Annotated in this window: 16 protein-coding genes; 11 read left to right on the top strand and 5 right to left on the bottom strand. The window is 68.9% G+C overall.

Going from position 1 to position 17,648, the window contains the following annotated elements:
- Positions 1-55 precede the first annotated feature (55 nt).
- The 7 genes from OG817_RS14565 to OG817_RS14535 all read left to right on the top strand — a co-directional run bounded on the left by OG817_RS14565 (position 56) and on the right by OG817_RS14535 (position 8,044).
- Positions 56-556, top strand: a complete 501-nt coding sequence (locus OG817_RS14565) for a GNAT family N-acetyltransferase (protein WP_406054965.1) — start codon at positions 56-58, stop codon at positions 554-556.
- Between the two features lie 183 nt (positions 557-739).
- On the top strand, positions 740-2,431 hold the full coding sequence (locus tag OG817_RS14560; protein ID WP_406054963.1) for an ABC transporter substrate-binding protein: 1,692 nt from the start codon (positions 740-742) through the stop codon (positions 2,429-2,431).
- 49 nt (positions 2,432-2,480) lie between these two features.
- Positions 2,481-3,434, top strand: coding sequence for an ABC transporter permease (locus tag OG817_RS14555; protein ID WP_360447047.1), 954 nt, complete (start codon positions 2,481-2,483; stop codon positions 3,432-3,434).
- Positions 3,434-4,315 (top strand): ABC transporter permease, encoded by an 882-nt coding sequence (locus tag OG817_RS14550; protein WP_406054961.1) that lies wholly within the window; start codon positions 3,434-3,436, stop codon positions 4,313-4,315. The genes OG817_RS14555 and OG817_RS14550 overlap by 1 nt, the downstream gene beginning before the upstream one ends.
- The gene (locus OG817_RS14545; protein WP_406054959.1) at positions 4,312-5,310 is read left to right on the top strand and encodes an ABC transporter ATP-binding protein; all 999 of its coding nucleotides are present in this window, start codon (positions 4,312-4,314) and stop codon (positions 5,308-5,310) included. Before OG817_RS14550 ends, OG817_RS14545 begins: the two co-directional genes overlap by 4 nt.
- Positions 5,307-6,290 carry an ABC transporter ATP-binding protein gene (locus tag OG817_RS14540; protein WP_393390023.1) on the top strand — a complete coding sequence of 328 codons (984 nt, stop codon included), beginning with the start codon at positions 5,307-5,309 and terminating at the stop codon, positions 6,288-6,290. Before OG817_RS14545 ends, OG817_RS14540 begins: the two co-directional genes overlap by 4 nt.
- The gene (locus OG817_RS14535) at positions 6,287-8,044 is read left to right on the top strand and encodes a gamma-glutamyltransferase family protein (RefSeq protein ID WP_406054956.1); all 1,758 of its coding nucleotides are present in this window, start codon (positions 6,287-6,289) and stop codon (positions 8,042-8,044) included. Before OG817_RS14540 ends, OG817_RS14535 begins: the two co-directional genes overlap by 4 nt.
- Here the strand turns inward: OG817_RS14535 and OG817_RS14530 are convergent.
- Positions 8,026-8,703 carry a GntR family transcriptional regulator gene (locus OG817_RS14530; RefSeq protein WP_406054954.1) on the bottom strand — a complete coding sequence of 226 codons (678 nt, stop codon included), beginning with the start codon at positions 8,701-8,703 and terminating at the stop codon, positions 8,026-8,028. The two genes, OG817_RS14535 and OG817_RS14530, sit on opposite strands and share 19 nt — an antisense overlap.
- A 131-nt stretch (positions 8,704-8,834) precedes the next feature.
- On the opposite strand from OG817_RS14530, the gene OG817_RS14525 reads away from it, so the two are divergent.
- Both OG817_RS14525 and OG817_RS14520 read left to right on the top strand, forming a co-directional pair.
- Positions 8,835-9,716 (top strand): GNAT family N-acetyltransferase, encoded by an 882-nt coding sequence (locus OG817_RS14525; RefSeq protein ID WP_406054952.1) that lies wholly within the window; start codon positions 8,835-8,837, stop codon positions 9,714-9,716.
- 9 nt (positions 9,717-9,725) lie between these two features.
- A complete protein-coding gene (locus tag OG817_RS14520) occupies positions 9,726-10,106 on the top strand; it encodes a tautomerase family protein (protein ID WP_406054950.1) in 381 nt (126 codons plus the stop codon).
- A 237-nt stretch (positions 10,107-10,343) separates the two neighbouring features.
- Here the strand turns inward: OG817_RS14520 and OG817_RS14515 are convergent, their stop codons facing one another.
- A complete protein-coding gene (locus OG817_RS14515) occupies positions 10,344-12,110 on the bottom strand; it encodes a M1 family metallopeptidase (protein ID WP_406054948.1) in 1,767 nt (588 codons plus the stop codon).
- A 130-nt stretch (positions 12,111-12,240) separates the two neighbouring features.
- Between OG817_RS14515 and OG817_RS14510 the strand changes: the two genes are divergently transcribed.
- Positions 12,241-13,185 carry a M28 family metallopeptidase gene (locus OG817_RS14510; protein ID WP_406054946.1) on the top strand — a complete coding sequence of 315 codons (945 nt, stop codon included), beginning with the start codon at positions 12,241-12,243 and terminating at the stop codon, positions 13,183-13,185.
- Here OG817_RS14510 and OG817_RS14505 read toward each other — a convergent pair.
- Entirely contained in the window at positions 13,182-14,525 is a 1,344-nt protein-coding gene (locus tag OG817_RS14505; RefSeq protein ID WP_406054944.1) for a CapA family protein, read from the bottom strand. The two genes, OG817_RS14510 and OG817_RS14505, sit on opposite strands and share 4 nt — an antisense overlap.
- 78 nt (positions 14,526-14,603) lie before the next feature.
- Here OG817_RS14505 and OG817_RS14500 point away from each other — a divergent pair, with 78 nt between their 5' ends.
- A complete protein-coding gene (locus tag OG817_RS14500) occupies positions 14,604-16,157 on the top strand; it encodes an adenylate/guanylate cyclase domain-containing protein (RefSeq protein WP_406054942.1) in 1,554 nt (517 codons plus the stop codon).
- Here OG817_RS14500 and OG817_RS14495 read toward each other — a convergent pair.
- On the bottom strand, positions 16,095-16,853 hold the full coding sequence (locus tag OG817_RS14495) for a TioE family transcriptional regulator (RefSeq protein ID WP_406054940.1): 759 nt from the start codon (positions 16,851-16,853) through the stop codon (positions 16,095-16,097). The two genes, OG817_RS14500 and OG817_RS14495, sit on opposite strands and share 63 nt — an antisense overlap.
- A 32-nt stretch (positions 16,854-16,885) precedes the next feature.
- Complete coding sequence (locus OG817_RS14490) at positions 16,886-17,638, bottom strand: SDR family oxidoreductase (protein ID WP_406054938.1); 753 nt, start codon at positions 17,636-17,638, stop codon at positions 16,886-16,888.
- Positions 17,639-17,648: the final 10 nt, after the last annotated feature.

Here is a 17,648-nt window from a genome sequence, read left to right as displayed (position 1 = left end):
CCGGGTTCTGTCTGACCAAGACCGGCGGAACCCCTTGCCCGAAAGGGATTCTCCGTTGTCCATCACCTGGAACACCCGCGCCGAGACGCCGGCCGACGCCGACACGGTCCGTGACATCACCTGGCAGGCCTTCGGCCGCCAGTTCGAGGTCGACTTCCTCGATGCCTTGCGTTCGGACCCGAGCGCCATCCTGCCGGGGTTGTCGCTCGTGGCAACCACCCCGGACGACCGACCGGTTGCCTACGCGGTGCTCACCCGCGCCCACGTCGGCGACACCCCGATCGTGTCCCTGGGTCCGGTTGCCGTACTTCCGGCGTACCAGAGACAAGGCGCAGGGAGCGCGGCGGTCATCGCGGCGCTCGACACCGCGCGTGATCGTGATGAGCAGACTGTCATCGTGCTCGGTCACGACACGTACTACCCGAGGTTCGGATTCCGGCAGGCGACCGAGTTCGGTATCCATCATCCGCAGTACGACGGACCGAACCTGATGGCGCTCGCCCTCGGTGATCAGCGACCGCCCATTGGTGACCTCACGTATCCAGTGACGACCTGATCGACCGCGGGGCCGCCGGGGCGTAACACAGTCTCCGGCGGCCTCGCGGCGGTCGGCACTCGGGCGTTCGGCAGTGACTACGGCAGGCGGTCGTAAAAGGTTCAGCCAAACTCGCCGAATCACTTGCGCACCTGCCTTGTATACATGAAACAGTCGACAGGACCGCCTACTCAGGAGCACGCGATGACTCGTCGACTTCCGTCCTTACTGAACCGCTCCAGCAGGAGCTACCGCCGCCCGATGGTCGCCGGAACCATGGTGGGGGTGATCGCGCTCGCGCTCGTCGGAACGGCTTGTTCTCCCGTCGAGCCGGCCGGCAATGACGGGGGCGGGGAAACCCAGTCGGCGGAGGGCAAAGACGTGTTCGGCGACCCGGCCGACCCGGCACAGGTCAAGCAGGGCGGCACGCTCACGGTCGCGCTGTCCGCGGACCCGGACAAGCTGGATCCGTCGCTGTCGCGCAGCCTGTACTCGCGCTACGTCTTCCACACCATGTGCGAGAAGCTGTACGACCTCGGCCCGGACGCGAAGGTCGTGCCGCAACTGGCCACCGCGCTGCCGACCATCTCGGCCGACGGGCTGAGCCTGACCATCCCGCTGAAGCAGGGCGTGAAGTTCGCCGACGGCGGGACGATGGACTCGAACGCGGTGAAGATCTCGATCGAGCGCGGCCTGACGATCGCCGGTTCCGGCCGCAAGAGCGAACTCGGCCCGATCACCTCGATCGAGACGCCGGACCCGAACACCGTGGTGATCAAGCTGTCGAAGCCGTTCGCCCCGCTGACCGCCGCGCTGGCCGACCGGGCCGGTATGGTGCTGAGCCCGGCCGCGGTGTCGAAGCTCGGCGCGAACTTCTCCAACGCACCGGTGTGTGTCGGACCGTTCAAGTTCGCCAGCCGGGTCGCGCAGAACTCGATCAAGGTGGTCAAGGACCCGCTGTACTACGACGCCGCCAAGGTGCACCTGGACGCGATCGAGTACCGGATCATCACCGACTCCAGCATCCGTTCGGCCAACCTGAAGTCCGGTGACGCGCAGATCGCCGACTCGCTGTCGACGCAGGACGCGCCGCAGCTGCAGAAGGACAGCACGATGACCGTGCTGCAGTCGCAGTCGCTGGGGTACCAGGGCCTGACCATCAACGTCGCGAACGCGAACGGCATCGGCAAGCCGCTCAAGCCGCTCGACACCCCGATCGCGAAGGACCCGCGGGTCCGGCAGGCGCTGGCGCTGTCGATCGACCGGGAGGCCTTGGTGAAGACGATCTTCAACGGGCTGAACACGGTCGCCTGCTCGCCTGTCTCACCGAAGAGCGAGTTCACCTCCGACGCCGCGCAGGTCTGCCCGCCGCACGACCCGGCGAAGGCGAAGCAACTGCTGGCCGACGCCGGCGTGCCCACGCCGTACAAGGTCAGCATGATCACCTCCAACAACCCGGACAGTCTGCGGCTCGCGCAGGCGCTGCAGGCGATGGTGAAGGACGGCGGGTTCGAGCTGGAGATCAAGCCGGTCGAGTACGCGTCACTGCTCGACCAGCAGGACCGTGGTGAGTTCGAGCTGTTGCAGCTCGGCTGGTCCGGCCGGGTCGACCCGGACGCGAACATCTACAACTTCGTCGGCTCGGAAGGCAGCCAGAACGTCGCCGGCTACAGCAGCCCCGACGTGGACAAGCTGCTGACCGACGCGCGGCAGTCGACCGACAAGGCGCAGCGGATCAAGCTGTACGGCGATGTCGTGAGCAAGCTGCAGGAGGACGACCCGCTGATCTACATGTACCGCCAGCGCAACCTGACCGGCGTCTCGAAGAAGCTCCTGGGTGTCCAGACGTTCCCGGACGGCGTGATCCGGACGGCGTTCGCCGGATTCGCCAAGTGAGCGTTCTCTCCGCCTGCGGGCGGCGGGAACGGGCGAGGTGGTGGGGTTCGTGAGGCGATACCTCTTCCATCGGCTGTGGCAGTCGGCCGTCACGTTGGTGCTGGCAACGATCGTGGTCTTCGCCGGCGTACGGGCGTTGCCGGGTGACCCGGCGCTCGCCCTCGCCGGTGAGGACCGGGATCCGGAGTCGTTGCGGGCGATCCGGGAGCAGTACGGGCTGGACCAGTCGTGGCTCGTGCAGTTCTGGCAGTTCGTCAGTCACGCGGCCCGGGGCGACCTGGGCCAGTCGATCCGGACCGGTGCGCCGGTGCGCGGGATGATCGGTAGTGCGTTGCCGGTGACGATCGAGCTGTCCGTGCTGGCGATCCTGATCGCCAGCCTGATCGGTGTCGGCGCCGGGGTGGTCGCGGCTGTCCGCCGCGGCCGTCCGGCCGAGTGGGCTGCCAACGCGTTGGCGTTGCTCGGCCTGTCGGTGCCGCACTTCTGGCTCGGCCTGATGGCGATCCTGTACCTGTCCGTTGCCCTCGGCCTCTTCCCGGCGTCCGGATTCGTACCGTTCTTCAGCGACCCGGCCGGCAACCTGCACCACCTGGTCCTGCCCGCGCTGATCCTCGGCACCGGTCTCGCCGCGGTCATCATGCGGCAGACCAGATCGTCGATGCTCGACGCCCTCTCGGCCGACTACATCCGGACGGCCGAGGCGAAGGGCCTGCCACCCAAGTCGGTGATCGGCAAACATGCCTTACGCAACAGCCTGATCGTGGTGGTCACGATCGTCGGCCTGCAGCTCGGTGCGTTGATCTCCGGCGCGGTCGTCACCGAGCGCATCTTCGCCCTGCCGGGATTCGGCAAGCTCACCGTCGATGCGGTCTTCCAGCGCGACTACCCCGTGATCCAGGCGGTCGTCCTGGTGACCGCGACGGCGTACATCGTGATCAATCTGCTGGTCGACCTGCTGTACTCCGTGATCGACCCGCGCATCCGCGTGCGAGGTGACGCGTGATGGCCGTCGCCGAAGCAATCACCGCCGGTACGCCGCTGCGCAGCAACCGCAGCAAGGTGGTACGGCGGATCCTCCGCAACCCGCTCGCGATCAGCGGTCTCGTGGTGCTCGTGATCGCGGTGATCCTGGCGGTGTTCGCGCCCTGGCTGGCACCGCACGAGCCGACCCAGACGAATCTCGGTCAGGCCTTCGCGCCCCCGGGTACGCCGGGACACCTGCTCGGCACCGACGACCTCGGCCGCGATGTGCTGTCCCGGATCATGTTCGGTCTGCGAGCCTCGCTCCACGTCGCCCTGCTCGCGGTTGCGACGTCGCTCGTGGTCGGCGTACCCCTCGGATTGCTGGCCGGGTACTTCCGGGCGATCGACGCGCTGATCTCTCGCATGACCGATCTGGTGCTCGCGTTCCCGTTCCTGATCCTGGCGGTCGGACTGGCCGCGATCCGCGGTGCCAGCCTCGGCAACGCGGCGATCGCGATCGGGATCGCGCAGATCCCCGGCATGATCCGGATCGTTCGATCCGAGACCTTGCGGCTCAAGTCACTGGACTTCGTCGCGGCCGCGATCGTCGAGGGCGCCGGAGATGTCTGGGTGATGGGCCGGCACATCCTCCCGAACGCAGCCTCAGTGGTCATCGTCCAGACCACGGTCGGGCTCCCGGCCGCGATCCTGGGCGAGGCGGTGCTGTCGTTCCTCGGTCTCGGCATCCAGCCACCGGCACCCAGCCTCGGCACGATGCTGGCCGATGCGCAGCAGTTCGCGTCCCGCGCACCGTGGGCCGCGGTGATGCCCGGCGTCGCGATCATGCTGCTGACGTTGGCGTTCAACGTCGTCGGCGACAGCCTGCGCGACGCGCTCGACCCGAAAGCGAGCCGCCGATGACCGCAGGAATCACCACAGCTCCGGTTCTCCAGGTGAACGACCTCTCGATCACCTTCCGGACCGAGGACGGCCTGGTGTCGGCTGTCGACCGCGTCAGCTTCGAGGTCGGCGACGGCGAGGTCCTCGCGGTCGTCGGCGAGTCGGGCTGCGGAAAGAGCGTCACCGCGATGAGTCTGGCCGGGCTGCTCCCCCGTACCGCCACGGTCGGCGGCTCGGTACGGCTCGACGGCGTCGAGTTGATCGGCGCCGACAAACGCACGCTCCGTACGATCCGCGGCCGCGAGGTGGCGTACATCTTCCAGGAGCCGATGACGTCGCTGAACCCGGTCTTCACAGTCGGGCGCCAGATCGGCGAGGTCCTCCGTACGCACATCGGACTGAACCGGCAGGCTGCCCGGGACCGCTCGATCGAGCTTCTCAAGCTCGTCGGCATCCCGTCGGCCGAGCGCCGCATCAGCGACTACCCGCACCAACTGTCCGGCGGCATGCGCCAGCGCGTGATGATCGCGATGGCGGTCGCCTGCGATCCGAAGGTACTGATCGCCGACGAGCCGACCACCGCGCTCGACGTGACGATCCAGGCCGGCATCCTCGACGTACTGCGCGAACTGCGCGAACGGCTCGGGACCAGCATCGTCCTGATCACGCACGACCTCGGAGTGGTCGCGGACCTCGCCGACCGAGTGGCGGTCATGTACGCCGGACGCGTCGTCGAGACAGCCGATGTGCACGAACTGTTCGCGCATCCGCAGCACCCCTACACGTCCGGCCTGCTCGGTGCCTCACCCGCCGCCGGGCGCCATGCGGAGAGCCATCGGCTGAACGAGATCCCTGGTCTGGTGCCGGTCCTCACCCAACAGCCGGACGCCTGCACCTTCGCCGACCGCTGCCCGCGAGCAATCGACACCTGTACGGCGACCGAGCCGGACCTGACCCCTGGTCACCACCGGGTCGCATGCTGGAACCCGGTCAGAGAATCAGTGGAGGTCCGATGAGCACCCTCGCTCTGGAGGTAGAAGACCTCGTCATGCACTTCGGTCCGGTCCGGGCGGTCGACGGGGTGACCCTGCGGATCCGCCAAGGCTCTGTGGTCGCTCTGGTCGGTGAGAGCGGCTCCGGGAAGTCCACGGTGGGGCGCTGCATCGTCCGGCTGCTGGAGCCGACCGGTGGGACGGTCCGACTCGCCGATGCCGATGTCACGCACCTCACCCGCCGGCAGTTGCGTCCACACCGCCGGAACGTGTCGATCGTCTTTCAGGACCCAGCGGGCTCGCTCGACCCGCGGCTGTCCGTCGGAGACATCGTCGGAGAGCCACTGCGGCTCATGCACCGCAAAGACATCTCAGCCAAGGTGTCCGAGTCGCTGCGTCGCGTCGGACTGCGCCCAGAGGTCGCCCAGCGCTCACCACACGAGCTGTCCGGAGGGCAGCGTCAGCGCGTCAGCATCGCTCGCGCTCTGATCTCAGAGCCGCGTCTGCTGGTCGCGGACGAACCGACGAGCGCACTGGACGTGTCGGTCCAGGCGTCGGTCCTCAACCTGCTCGCCGACCTTCAGCGCGACCTCGGCTTCGCCTGCCTCTTCATCACTCACGACCTGTCCGCGGTCGAGTACCTGGCCGACGAGGTCGCCGTGATGTACCTGGGGCAGCTGGTCGAACAAGGCCCGCGTTCGCGCATCTTCGGCGTACCGGCGCATCCCTACACGCAGGCGCTGCTGTCCGCGGCGCCCGTGCCCGATCCGGCCGAGCAGCGGGCGCGGAGGCCCGTACTGCTCGGTGACGACCTGCCGTCGGCGATCGACCCGCCGTCCGGGTGCCGATTCCACACCAGATGTCCGGTAGCGGTCGACACATGCCGGACAGTCATCCCGGAGCCGCGCGTGATCGGAGAAGGTGGACACCAGGTCGCCTGTCATCTGGTCGACGACAACGGCACCGGTCCCGATGTTCGTACTGGAGAGGGAGTTGCCCGATGACCTTCACCACCCGGCCCACGCTGCGCGGCACGTTCGGGATGGTTTCGTCCACGCACTGGCTGGCGTCTCAGTCGGCGATGCGCATCCTCGAGCTCGGAGGCAATGCGTTCGACGCCGCCGTGGCCGCGGGGTTCGTGCTGCACGTGGTGGAGCCGCACCTCAACGGCCCAGGTGGTGAGGTTCCGGGGATCATCGCGACCGCCGACAACCCCACACCGCGCGTGCTGTGCGGTCAGGGCGTCGCTCCGGCCGGCGCGACGATCGACCACTACACCTCGCTCGGCCTGACGCTCGTACCCGGCTCTGGACCGCTGGCTGCGACGGTACCGGGTGCAGTCGACGCCTGGCTGCTCCTGCTGCACGACCACGGGACACTGCCGCTGCGCGTCGTACTCGAGCCGGCCATCGACTACGCCCGCAACGGCCACCCGCTGGTGCCGCGGGTCGGTGAGACGGTCAGCACCGTGCAGGAGCTCTTCGAGGAGAACTGGAAGACGTCTGCCGCACTGTGGCTGCGTGACGGGCGACCGCCGACCGGCATGTTCCGCAACGAGGCGTACGCCGCCACCCTCGAGCGACTGCTCACCGAGGGCGAAGCGGCCGGCGCGGATCGGCAGGCGCAGGTCGAGCAGGCCCGCAAGACCTGGCGTGAAGGCTTCGTCGCCGAGGCAGTCGACAAGTTCTCCAAGCTGCCGCATCGAGACTCCAGCGGCGAGGACCACGCCGGACTCATCACGGGCGACGACATGGCCGCGTTCCAGGCGACCTGGGAGGACCCGGCCACGCTGGACTGGAACGGCTACACCGTCGCCAAGACCGGACCCTGGGGGCAAGGTCCGGCTCTGCTGCAGTCGCTCGCCGTACTGGCCGAGCTCGGCGACGTCGACCTGGACAGCGCGGACGGCGTACACACCACCGTCGAGGTGATGAAGCTGTCGTACGCCGACCGCGAGGCCTGGTACGGCGACGACGCCGACGTACCGCTGAAGACCCTCCTCTCCCCCGCGTACGCCGCGGAGCGGGCGAAGCTGGTCGGCCCGGAGGCAACGCGCGAGCTTCGTCCCGGCCATCCGGACGGCCGGAAGCCCGTGCTGCATTCGATTGCCGTGGGCAATGACCTCGGCGACGCCACGACCGGTGAGCCGACCGTCTCCTCGGACGGGGTGACGCGGGGCGACACCTGCCACGTCGACGTGATCGACCGCTGGGGCAACATCATCTCCGCCACGCCCAGCGGCGGTTGGCTGCAGTCGTCGCCGACGATTCCGGAGCTCGGGTTCTGTCTCGGCAGCCGGGCACAGATGTTCTGGCTCGAGGATGGACTGCCCGCGTCGCTCGCACCCGGCAGGCGTCCGCGGACCACACTCACGCCGACGCTCGTACTGCGCGACGGGCAGCCGGTGATGGCCTGCGGTTCGCCGGGTGGCGACCAGCAGGACCAGTGGCAGCTGCTCTTCCTGCTGCGGCACCTCGGCGCCGGTATGGATCTGCAGGAGGCGATCGACGCACCCGCCTGGCACACCACGGGCTTCCCGTCGTCGTTCTACCCGAGGGCGACCGAGCCGGGCGGTCTGGTGATGGAGAGCCGCCTCGGCTCAGCCGTGCGCGACGAGCTGGTACGGCGCGGGCACGTCGTCACCGAAGGCGATGCGTGGAGCCTCGGCCGGCTGTGCGCCGTACGCAAGGAGGCCGACGGCGTGCTGGCCGCGGCCGCCAACCCGCGCGGGATGCAGGGCTATGCGGTAGGACGCTGACCTAGAGCCGCCTTCGCCGCAGCCGCCACGTGCAGGGCGGCTGCGGTGCTGGCGGCGTCCGGATCCTTGGCTGCGATGGCGTCGACCAGGCGAATGTGCTCTTCCGTGGAGTGTGGCGCCCGCTGGGCGGCGCCGACGCGGAACACCCAGTGGACGTGGTGATACATCGCTGTCGAGATCGAGTGCAGCCAGCGGTTGCCGCTGACCTCGATCACCGCGCGGTGGAACGCGCTGTTCAGCTCGGCGAGCTGGTCGAAATCCTTGGCCTCACTCGCCTTGTTCGCGTCCTCGAGCAGCCGCTGCAACTGCGCGACGTCGGCGGCGTCCGCGCGCTCCGCCGCGAGTCCGGCGGCCAGCGTCTCCAGTTGCTGCCGTACGGCGAACAGGTCGCGCACGGCGGTGTCGTCGAGGGTGGCGACCACCGCACCACGCCGCGGCAGGATCTGGACGAAGCCCTCGGCCTCCACCACCCGCAGCGCCTCACGCACCGGGTTGCGCGACACCCCGAAGTCGTCCGCGAGCCGGGTCTCGGTCAGCCGCTCGCCCTGCCCGTATTCGCCGTCCACGATCCGGCGACGCAGCTCCGTCAGTACCTGCTCGCGCAAGGCGACATGGTCCGCACCGATCGTCCGCATCTTGGCCCCACCCGGCTGATCCACCCGGTGCTCCTCTCCCCGTCGGCTCCGAAGCACGGTAGCCGATCGAGCGAGCCAGTGTCCGAAATCTCACGTCGAACTCCCGACTCAGGACACTTAGGGCACGTGATCCACCGGCGCGATATGTTGCCGCCTTGAGCATCACGCTGACTCCCCTGACGGATCCTGACTTCCGGCCGTTCAGCCGCCGGATCGCCTGGCTCGCCGCGGACGCCGACGGCAACCCGGTCGGATCGGCCTTCCTCCGGCTCAACAGCCGCGAGTCCCATGCCCATCTGGCCGAGCTCGAGCTGAACGTGCACCCAGCCGAGCGCCGCCGCGGCATCGGCGCCCGTCTCCTCGACGCGGTCGTCGCCGCGGCCCGTGCGCACGAGGTCCGGACCATCCTGGCCGATACCCCGGACGACTCCCCGGCGTACCACTTCCTGACGGCACGCGGTTTCACGATCGGCCTGACGCTCGTCTACGCGCGTCTGCGGCTGGCCGACCTCAACGACGCCGTACTGATCGTTCCTCAGGACCCGGGCTACCGGTTGCAGTCGTGGGCAGGTGTCGTGCCCGATGAGTTGGCGCAGACGTTCACGGACGCGCGGTCCGGGATGGACGACGCGCCCTCCGGAGACATCGCGTACGGCGCTGACACGTGGGATCTGGAGCGGACCCGGCACGCGGCCCGGGTGATCGAGCAGCGCGGTGATCACCTCTCGACCGTGGCGGCCGTGGACAGGTCGACCGGGACGATCGTGGGTTTCACCGAACTCGTCGTACCGGGGAACGGCAAGGGCGATGCGCAGCACTACGGCACCGCGGTCCTCCCGGCGCATCGTGGTCGCGGTCTCGCTCTGTGGATGAAGGCCGAGCAGGTCCGCTCGGTCCGCACCCACTTCCCCGACCTCGACGGCCTCCTGACCGACACGGTCAGCACGAACCTGCCGATGCAGCGAGTCAACAACCACCTCGGCTACCTACCGACCGAGACCACCCATCGCTGCACCCTGGACGTCTGTACCTACTAGTATGTCGGCATGCCACTGATCCGGATCGACGCCCTCCGGGCCGCCCCCGACCGTCTCGCCGGCCTCGGCCGCGCCGTGCACGACGCGCTGGTCGAGACGATCGGCATCCCGCCCGACGATCTCTTCCAGGTGCTCACCAGCCACGACGGCACCACCAGCACACTGCGGTACGGCGGCTTCCCCGGCATCGAGCGCGACGACGATGTCGTGTTCATCGTCATCACGTTGCGAGCCGGCCGACCTGACGAGGTCAAGCAGGCGATGTACCGCCGGATCGCCGAGCTCGTCCACGACTACACCGGCACCGACCCGCGCAACGTCCTCATCACGCTCACCGAGAACGCATCCCCCGACTGGTCCTTCGCCAACGGCGAAGCGCAGTATCTCTGACCTGTGCAGCTCGACAGGATGTGTCGCCGGTGACCCCGGACTGGTGAGGCTCACGGGCCAGGCCAATCGTCGAATCCAGGGGGACACGTCCTGTCGAGCTGCACGCTGATCAGGTGGTGGGTGCTAGAGCAAGCGGTACAGGACCAGGGGGCCGGCGACCGCGACGTTGAGGCTGGCTCCGGTGGCCATCGTCGACTGTGGTTCGTCGTCTGCCTACGCGAGCCCGAGCTCGCCTGGTCACTCGCCGAGGATCTTCTGGACGGCGGCGGTGGTGATGGGGTGGTAGCCGGGGCGCGCCTTGGCGAAGACCTCGGCTGCGAACTCGCGGTCGGTGCCGGCCAGCGCTCGGTAGACCGGCAGGACCAGCTTCATGCGGCCGACGTTCGTGAGGAACCCGGCCAGCTCGGCGTACGCCGCCTCGTAGCTGCTGGCGGCAACGATCTGGTACCAGCGGCGGGCGATCTCGCCGTTCGCCGTACCGGTCAGGCCGAACTCCCGGTCGAGCTGCTGCAGCTGCACCGCACCCAGCACGTCCGGCGCCGCGTCCAGGAACCGCAGCCACTCCTGCGTCGTCCACGCCGCCGCGCCCTGCGGCAGTTCGCCCGTGCCGAGCCACCTGTCCCGCGCCTCGTCGACCGCCTCGAAGCGCTCCGACACCGCCCGCGCCGCGAACGCCGGAATGCCTGCCTCGTCCAGCCATGCCGCGACCTCGGCGTCCGTCACCACGCCCGGGTGCGGCTCCAGCAGGTGCTCGCGCAGGTGCGCCACGAAGTCCTCGGAGTTGATGCTGCGGAACGCGAACCGGTCGAAGTAGCCACGCAGGAACGGGTCGAACACCTCGCGCGTGAACCGCTCCTCGAGCCAGGACAGGAACCACGACCCCTTCAGCGGGCCGCACGACGTCGTGCCGTGGTACTCGGACCGGTGATTCAGCCCGGGCAGCTCCACCGCCAGTTCGGCCGGCGTCAGCGGGTCCAGCTTCACCACGGTCGCATGCTGCTTGATCGCCGTCTCCATCACCGCGAACTCGGTGCCGTAGACCGCCTCGACGATCCGGTTCTCGACGTACGACGTGAAGCCCTCGTTCAGCCAGATGTCGTCCCAGCTGTCCTGGGTGACCAGGTTGCCGGACCAGCTGTGCGCCAACTCGTGCGCGACCACGCTGACCAGCGACTTGTCACCGATCACCACGGTCGGCGTCGCGAACGTCATCCGCGGGTTCTCCATGCCGCCGTACGGGAACGACGGCGGCAGCACGAGGATGTCGTAGCGGCCCCAGCGATACGGCCCGAAGAGCGCCTCGGTGACCCGCATCATCTCCTCGGTGTCGGCGAACTCGGTCGCCGCCCGCCGGGCCATCTCCGGCTCGGCCCACACGCCGGACCGCTCACCGATCGGCTCGAACACCAGGTCGCCCGCGGCGATCGCCAGCAGGTACGACGGGATCGGCTCAGGCATCACCACGTCGTACGAACCGGTGCGCCGGGATGTCGTCCCGTTGTCGGCGCTCATCAGCACCATCAGCTCGGGCGGTGCGGTGACATGAGCGGCGTAGCTGAAGCGGACGCTCGGAGTGTCCTGCACCGGCACCCAGCTGCGGGCGTGGATCGCCTGCGACTGGCTGAACATGAACGGCATGACGCCGCCCGCGGTCATGGACGGCTCCAGCCACTGCAGTCCGGTCGCGGTCGGCGCGGTCCGGTAGCTGATGCGCACCCGCTGGTGCTGGGGTGTGCGGATCGTCAGCGCGGCGCCGAGCTCCTTGTCGGGTACGGCGACGCTGTACTCGAGCGGCTCCCAGCCGTCGGCCGTCGCACCCTCGACCGCCAGCACGGTCAGATCCCGCGTGTCGAGCACGAGCCGGTCACTGGTGCCGGTCCAGGCGAGCGTGTGCGTGGCCGTGCCGGCCAGCACCTTCTCGTCGAAGTCCAGCTCGAGGTCGAGGTCGAGATGGGTGGTCCGAACCAAGGCAGGTTCGGCATAGGAATGCCGGTCGTACGTCACAGAGTCTCCCCGAGAGAGGTGGTCCGGGGAACAGTACCCAGGCTGGAGCATGATCAGGCGGCCAATCTGAGCCAACAGCACCACCGTGCCAAAACACTGCTGTCTTGGTGCGGCCCGGCACCATGGAGACATGCGGGCCGCGTTGGCCGCCATCCTCGTCCTGCTGGCCGCCGCGTGCACCAGCAGCACCCCGCCACGCCTCCCTTCTCCCGCACCATCCTCGAGCGCACCTCAACCCCGACCGACGCCCACTCCCACGCCCACCCCTCGGCCGACCCCAGCTGTCTTCGACACCCGCGCCGCACTGCAGACGGTCGGCCACCTCGCGGGCCTAGGTCCACGTGAGGCGACCGGTCCGGCGTACCTGCGCGCTCTCACCTGGCTGGAGCAGCGCTTCCGCGCCGCCGGCTACCAGACCACGCGTCAGCCTGTGCGCGTGCCGTCAGGGGTCTCCTGGGGCGTGCCGGTCCGCGCCGGGACCAGCTGGAACCTGATCGCCGCCAAACCAGGTTTCACACCGTCAGCGCCGCACCGCATCGTCGGCGCCCACCTGGACACAGTCCCCCAGGCACCCGGCGCCGAGGACAACGCTTCGGGCGTCTCCGTCCTGCTCGGCACCGCTCAGCTCTACCAACGCCGGGCACCGAGGTTCCCGACCATCTTTGTTGCCTTCGGCGCCGAGGAGCCACGTGGCGACGGCGACAACCGCCACCACTACGGCTCGCGCACCTATGTGGCCGCGCTGCCGCCCGCACAGCGCAGAGCGCTTCGCGGCATGGTGTCCCTCGACCGCGTCGGCGTAGGAACCGTCGTACCGATCTGCTCTGCTCAAGCGAACGCCGTCGCGTTGCGGAACGAGCTTCGGACGGTCGCAGCGCGCGCTCGCGTGCCGAGTCGAGCGTGTGTGAACAGGTCGAGTGACCACTGGTCGTTCGTCCGCTCCGGACTACCAGGCGTCCGGCTGGGAAGCACGCCGTACGCCGAGTATCACAGCGCCCGCGACCTCCCTCGGGTTGTGTCGCCCGCCCAGCTCGGCCGGATGGGTCGTGTGGTGACCACCTGGCTCGACAGCTAGCGGATGTCCGACAGGATCTGCTCCGCCCGGGCGCCGGTCACGACCCGCGGGCTGAAGTCACTACCGATCACGTACGGCGTGAGCCGCGCGGCCTTGAGTGACTTGCCCCAATAGGTGAGCTCCAGCAGGACGCCCTCCTGGGTCTGCTGGGAGAAGTCCATGTCGAACACCAGGTTGCCCAGCGCGTGCGCGACCACCTTCCCGGCCGCGAACTGCACGTCCTGCACCCAGTGCGGATGCCCGCCGATCACCAGATCCGCCCCAGCATTGGTCAGCGCAGACGCAACCGTCCGCTGCGCCGGAACGGGTGTGTGCGTGTACTGCTGGCCCCAATGCGGCAGTACGACGACAACGTCGACGGCAGACTTCACCGTTGCCACGACCTTCGTGAGCGCAGCCAGGTCGCCGGCGTTCAGCGGTCCTGTCCGTGGCGGCATCCGCACGCTGAGCGCACCGGGACTCGTTGACGTCGCGCGTGGCGTCTCGCCGATCGCGTTGAACGCGAGGAAGCCGAACCGAACTCCATCGCGCTCGACGATCGCCGGGCGGAGAGCCTCCGCGACGTTGCGTCCGGCCCCTACCGGGTGGACGCCGCCGGCTCGCACCAACCGGACCGTCTCCAGCAGGGCGCGATCCTGGAAGTCGCCGGTGTGGTTGTTGGCCAACGACAGCACATCGACGCCGGCGTCCCGCAGACCCTTCACCACGCCTGGTGGCGCGGCGAAAGAGTCACCGCCTTGCTGCGCCGTTCCTGCCCGGGACAGTGTGCTCTCCAGGTTCACGACGGTGACGTCGGCTGCGGCCAGCCTCGGTCCGATGACGCGCAGCGGTCCGGACACATCACCGGTCCTGGCCGCCGCAGTCGCCACCCGTCGGCCGAGCATGACGTCACCGCCGAACGTCACGTCGACGACCGGCCCTGCAGGCTTCGGCCCCGATGTGCGAAGTGGATACCGCGCGGGTTGCTTCAGCGGGTCGATCCCGCCGACCGTCACCGGCCGCACACTCGGCCCGACCACGGCAGCAGGCACGACGGCGAGTGCGCTGGTGGATCGTTGCGCGTCCCGCAACGATGTGACGCGGAATCCCCGCCAGGACTTGGTCGTTCCCCGCGCGATCGCCTTCGCGGTCGCCAGGTCGATGTCCTGTGCCGCCCGGGTCGGATGAATAACGAGAACGAGCGGTTGAGTTTCTTTGACGGTGGGAGTCGGTTGCGGACGGCTCGGCGAAGACTTCGGCGTACTCGCAGGGCTGGGCGAGGGCCGCGTTGTGGTGTTGTCCGAGCAGGCGACCAGGGCTGCCGCCGCAGCAGCCAGCGAGACACGCCGCCATACCGCCATGGATCCACGGTAGCCAGACTCGCCAAGGAATAAGACGGTTGCGGGAACCGGGGTGGTTGCTAGCAGACTGTCACCATGATGTCCGAGGGACGACCCGAACTCGTGCTGAAGCGGCGGCCGTTCGGATCGTGGTTGCTCGGACCGGCCGACCAGAGTACGACGCTGCTGCGGTTCCGGCTGCAGGTGCTGATGACAACTTTCTCGATCGTCACCAACCTGATCGGTGCCGCGGTCGTGTTCGTGCTGGCCGTCTTCGTGCTGCCCGGACCACCGCTGGTCGACGAGCTCCAGCTCGCCGAGGCGATCGTGATCCCGCTGTACTTCCTTCTCGCGGTGGCGATCGGCTGCATCTGGAGCACGCGGCTCACTCGCCACGTCACCCGGTGGGTCGACGAAGAACGGCCCGCCACCCGGAAGGAGCAGCTCGCGACGCTCCAGCTACCGCTGCGGCTGACGTTGATCGAGGTGCTGCTCTGGTCGTTCGCCGGGGTGATCTTCACCGCGATGACACTCGCCCTCCAGCCGGAGAACGCGCTCCGCGTCGCGGCCACGGTCTTCGACGGCATGATCATCACCTGCACGATCTCCTACCTGTTGACCGAGTTCGCGCTCCGGCCGGTCGCCGCGCGGGCGCTGGCCGACTCCTCACCGCCGCGCCGGGTGCTCGCGGCGGGCCTCAAAGCCCGCATCGTGATCTTCTGGGCGGTCGGCTCCGGCGTACCAGTGGCCGGCCTGATGCTGGCGGCCATCGTCGCCCTGTTCGAGAAGGACCTCTCCACGACCCGGCTCTCGGTCGTGATCCTTGCCCTGGGCATCGTGGCCATCGGCAACGGCTGGTTGCTCACCGTACTGTCGGCCCGGTCGGTGGTCGCGCCGGTGCGCTCGGTCCGCAACGCGCTCACGCTGATCGGCGAGGGAGAGCTGAACATCCGCATCCCGGTCTTCGACGGTACCGAGCTCGGCTCGCTGCAGTCGGGCTTCAACCAGATGGCGGAAGGCCTGCGCGAGCGCGAGCGGATCCGGGATGTCTTCGGCCGGTACGTCGGTCCGGATGTCGTGCAGGAGGCACTGGCGAGTGATCGGCTCGGCGGTGAGGAACGCTTCGTCGCCGTACTCTTCGTCGACCTGATCGGCTCGACGGAGCTGGCCGCCGAGCACCCACCGGCCGAGGTGGTGCAGTTGCTGAACCGCTTCTTCACGATCGTGGTCGACGAGGTCGACCAGCAAGGCGGGTTCGTCAACAAGTTCGCCGGCGACGCCGCACTCGCGATCTTCGGCGCCCCGGCCGAGCTCCCGGACGCGGCCGGGAGTGCTCTCCGGGCCGCCCGCACGCTGGCCGCCCGGCTCGACGACGAGCTGCCCGAGGTCACAGCCGGCATCGGGGTCACCGCCGGCATCGTGGTCGCGGGCACGGTCGGCGACGTACGCCGGCACGAGTACACGGTCATCGGCGACCCCGTGAACGAAGCCGCCCGCCTCAGCGAACTCGCCAAGTCGACGCCCGGCCGGCTGATCGCCTCGATGACCGCCGTCTCGGAGGCAGTCCCGACGGAGGCGCAGAACTGGCACTCAAGTGACCAGGTGACCGTCAGGGGCCGCGCCGCCCCGACCCATCTGGCCATCCCGCACTGACTTCTCCTGGAGGAGCTGGTGCAGCAAGGCCGCGCCGTGGAGCATCGCATTCGTCTGACGGTTGTGCGCGACCCGGCGCTCGGCAATCGCACTGCGAAGAGCCTCGGTGCTGCCGGTACGACGGAGGCCGTCGAGGACAGGCCTGATCTGCTCGAAGTAGTAGCGTCCCTGCCGCAGCATGTGGATGATCCGGGCATCACGGATCTGCTCCGGTCCGTACTTCCGGTACTTCGTCCCGGGCTCCCGCGTCGGCGACAGGAGCCCAGCCGCCTCCCAGACCCGCAGCGCCGAGGTACGCACTCCCAGCTGATGCGCCAGCTCACCGACCAGCAACGACGGACCATTGGCCGGTGTCTCGTCCAGGAACTCGGCCGCCATCGCCCGGAGCGCCTCGCTGGCCTCATCGGTCGCCAGCCGTTGCTGGTGGAGTCCGGCATGCGCGGCGTCGACCAGCCGGTAGGCCAGCTCGTGATTCCCCGCATGTACGGCCTGCATGATCGACGTCGCCACCTCAGGCGCGAACCCAGGTGCCAGCGCCCGATAGGTCAACAGCGCGGTCAGATGCTCATCGCCGTACTGGCGGTACCCGCTCGCACTCCGCGGCGCCGGCGGCAGGATCCCGGCCGCCTCGTAGTTGCGCACCAACTGTGTTGAGACCCCAGCCCGCCGCGCCAGATCCACCGGCCGCAACCCCACGCCACACCTCCTTCCGGCAACAGCTCTGGCGGTCAGCGGCCGCCGGAGACGTCGAGGGTGGTGCCGGTCATGTAGGAGGAGCGATCGGAAGCGAGGAAGGCGATCGCCTCGGCAACCTCCTCCGGCTTGCCAGGGCGGGCCAGTGGCGGCGTGGTTCCGATGCGGTCCAGCCGGCCGGGCTCGTGGATGTCGGTCTCGATCAGTCCGGGGCGGACGCCGAGGACGCGAACGCCCTCCTCCGCCACCTCGCTCGCCAGGCCGATCGTGAGCGCATCGACGGCGGCCTTGCTCGCGGCGTAGTCGACGTACTCGCCCGCCGAGCCGAGCACGGCTGCTCGCGACGACACGTTGACGATCACGCCCCCGGTACCGCCGTACGCCGTGGACATCCGCCGTACCGCGGCGCCCGCGACCAGGAAGGCGCTGATCGAGTTGATCCGGAACACCCGGTCCAGCCGTTCGGCGTCGTACTCTGCCACCCGGCCCAACGGCGAGACGATGCCGGCATTGTTGATCACGGCACCGATCGGCCCGAGTGCGGCGGCGACGGTGTCGAAGAGGTGCTCGATCTGGTCCGCCTCGAGCACGTCGGCCTGGACAGCGACCGCGCGCCGGCCGAGCCGCGCGCACGCCTTCACGACGCGTGCTGCCTCGTCCGCACGAGTTCGGTAGTTCACGCCCATGTCCCAGCCGTCGGCCGCCAGAGCGATCGACGCCGCTGCACCGATGCCGCGGCTCCCACCGGTGATCAGAGCGACCCCGCGCCGTCCGTCAGTACCAGTCATGCCCCTACCC

Source organism: Kribbella sp. NBC_00889 (genome assembly GCF_045207705.1).
Lineage (GTDB): Bacteria > Actinomycetota > Actinomycetes > Propionibacteriales > Kribbellaceae > Kribbella.
Note: the sequence above shows the minus strand (reverse complement) of the source record. Positions and strands in the feature narration are given on the sequence as shown.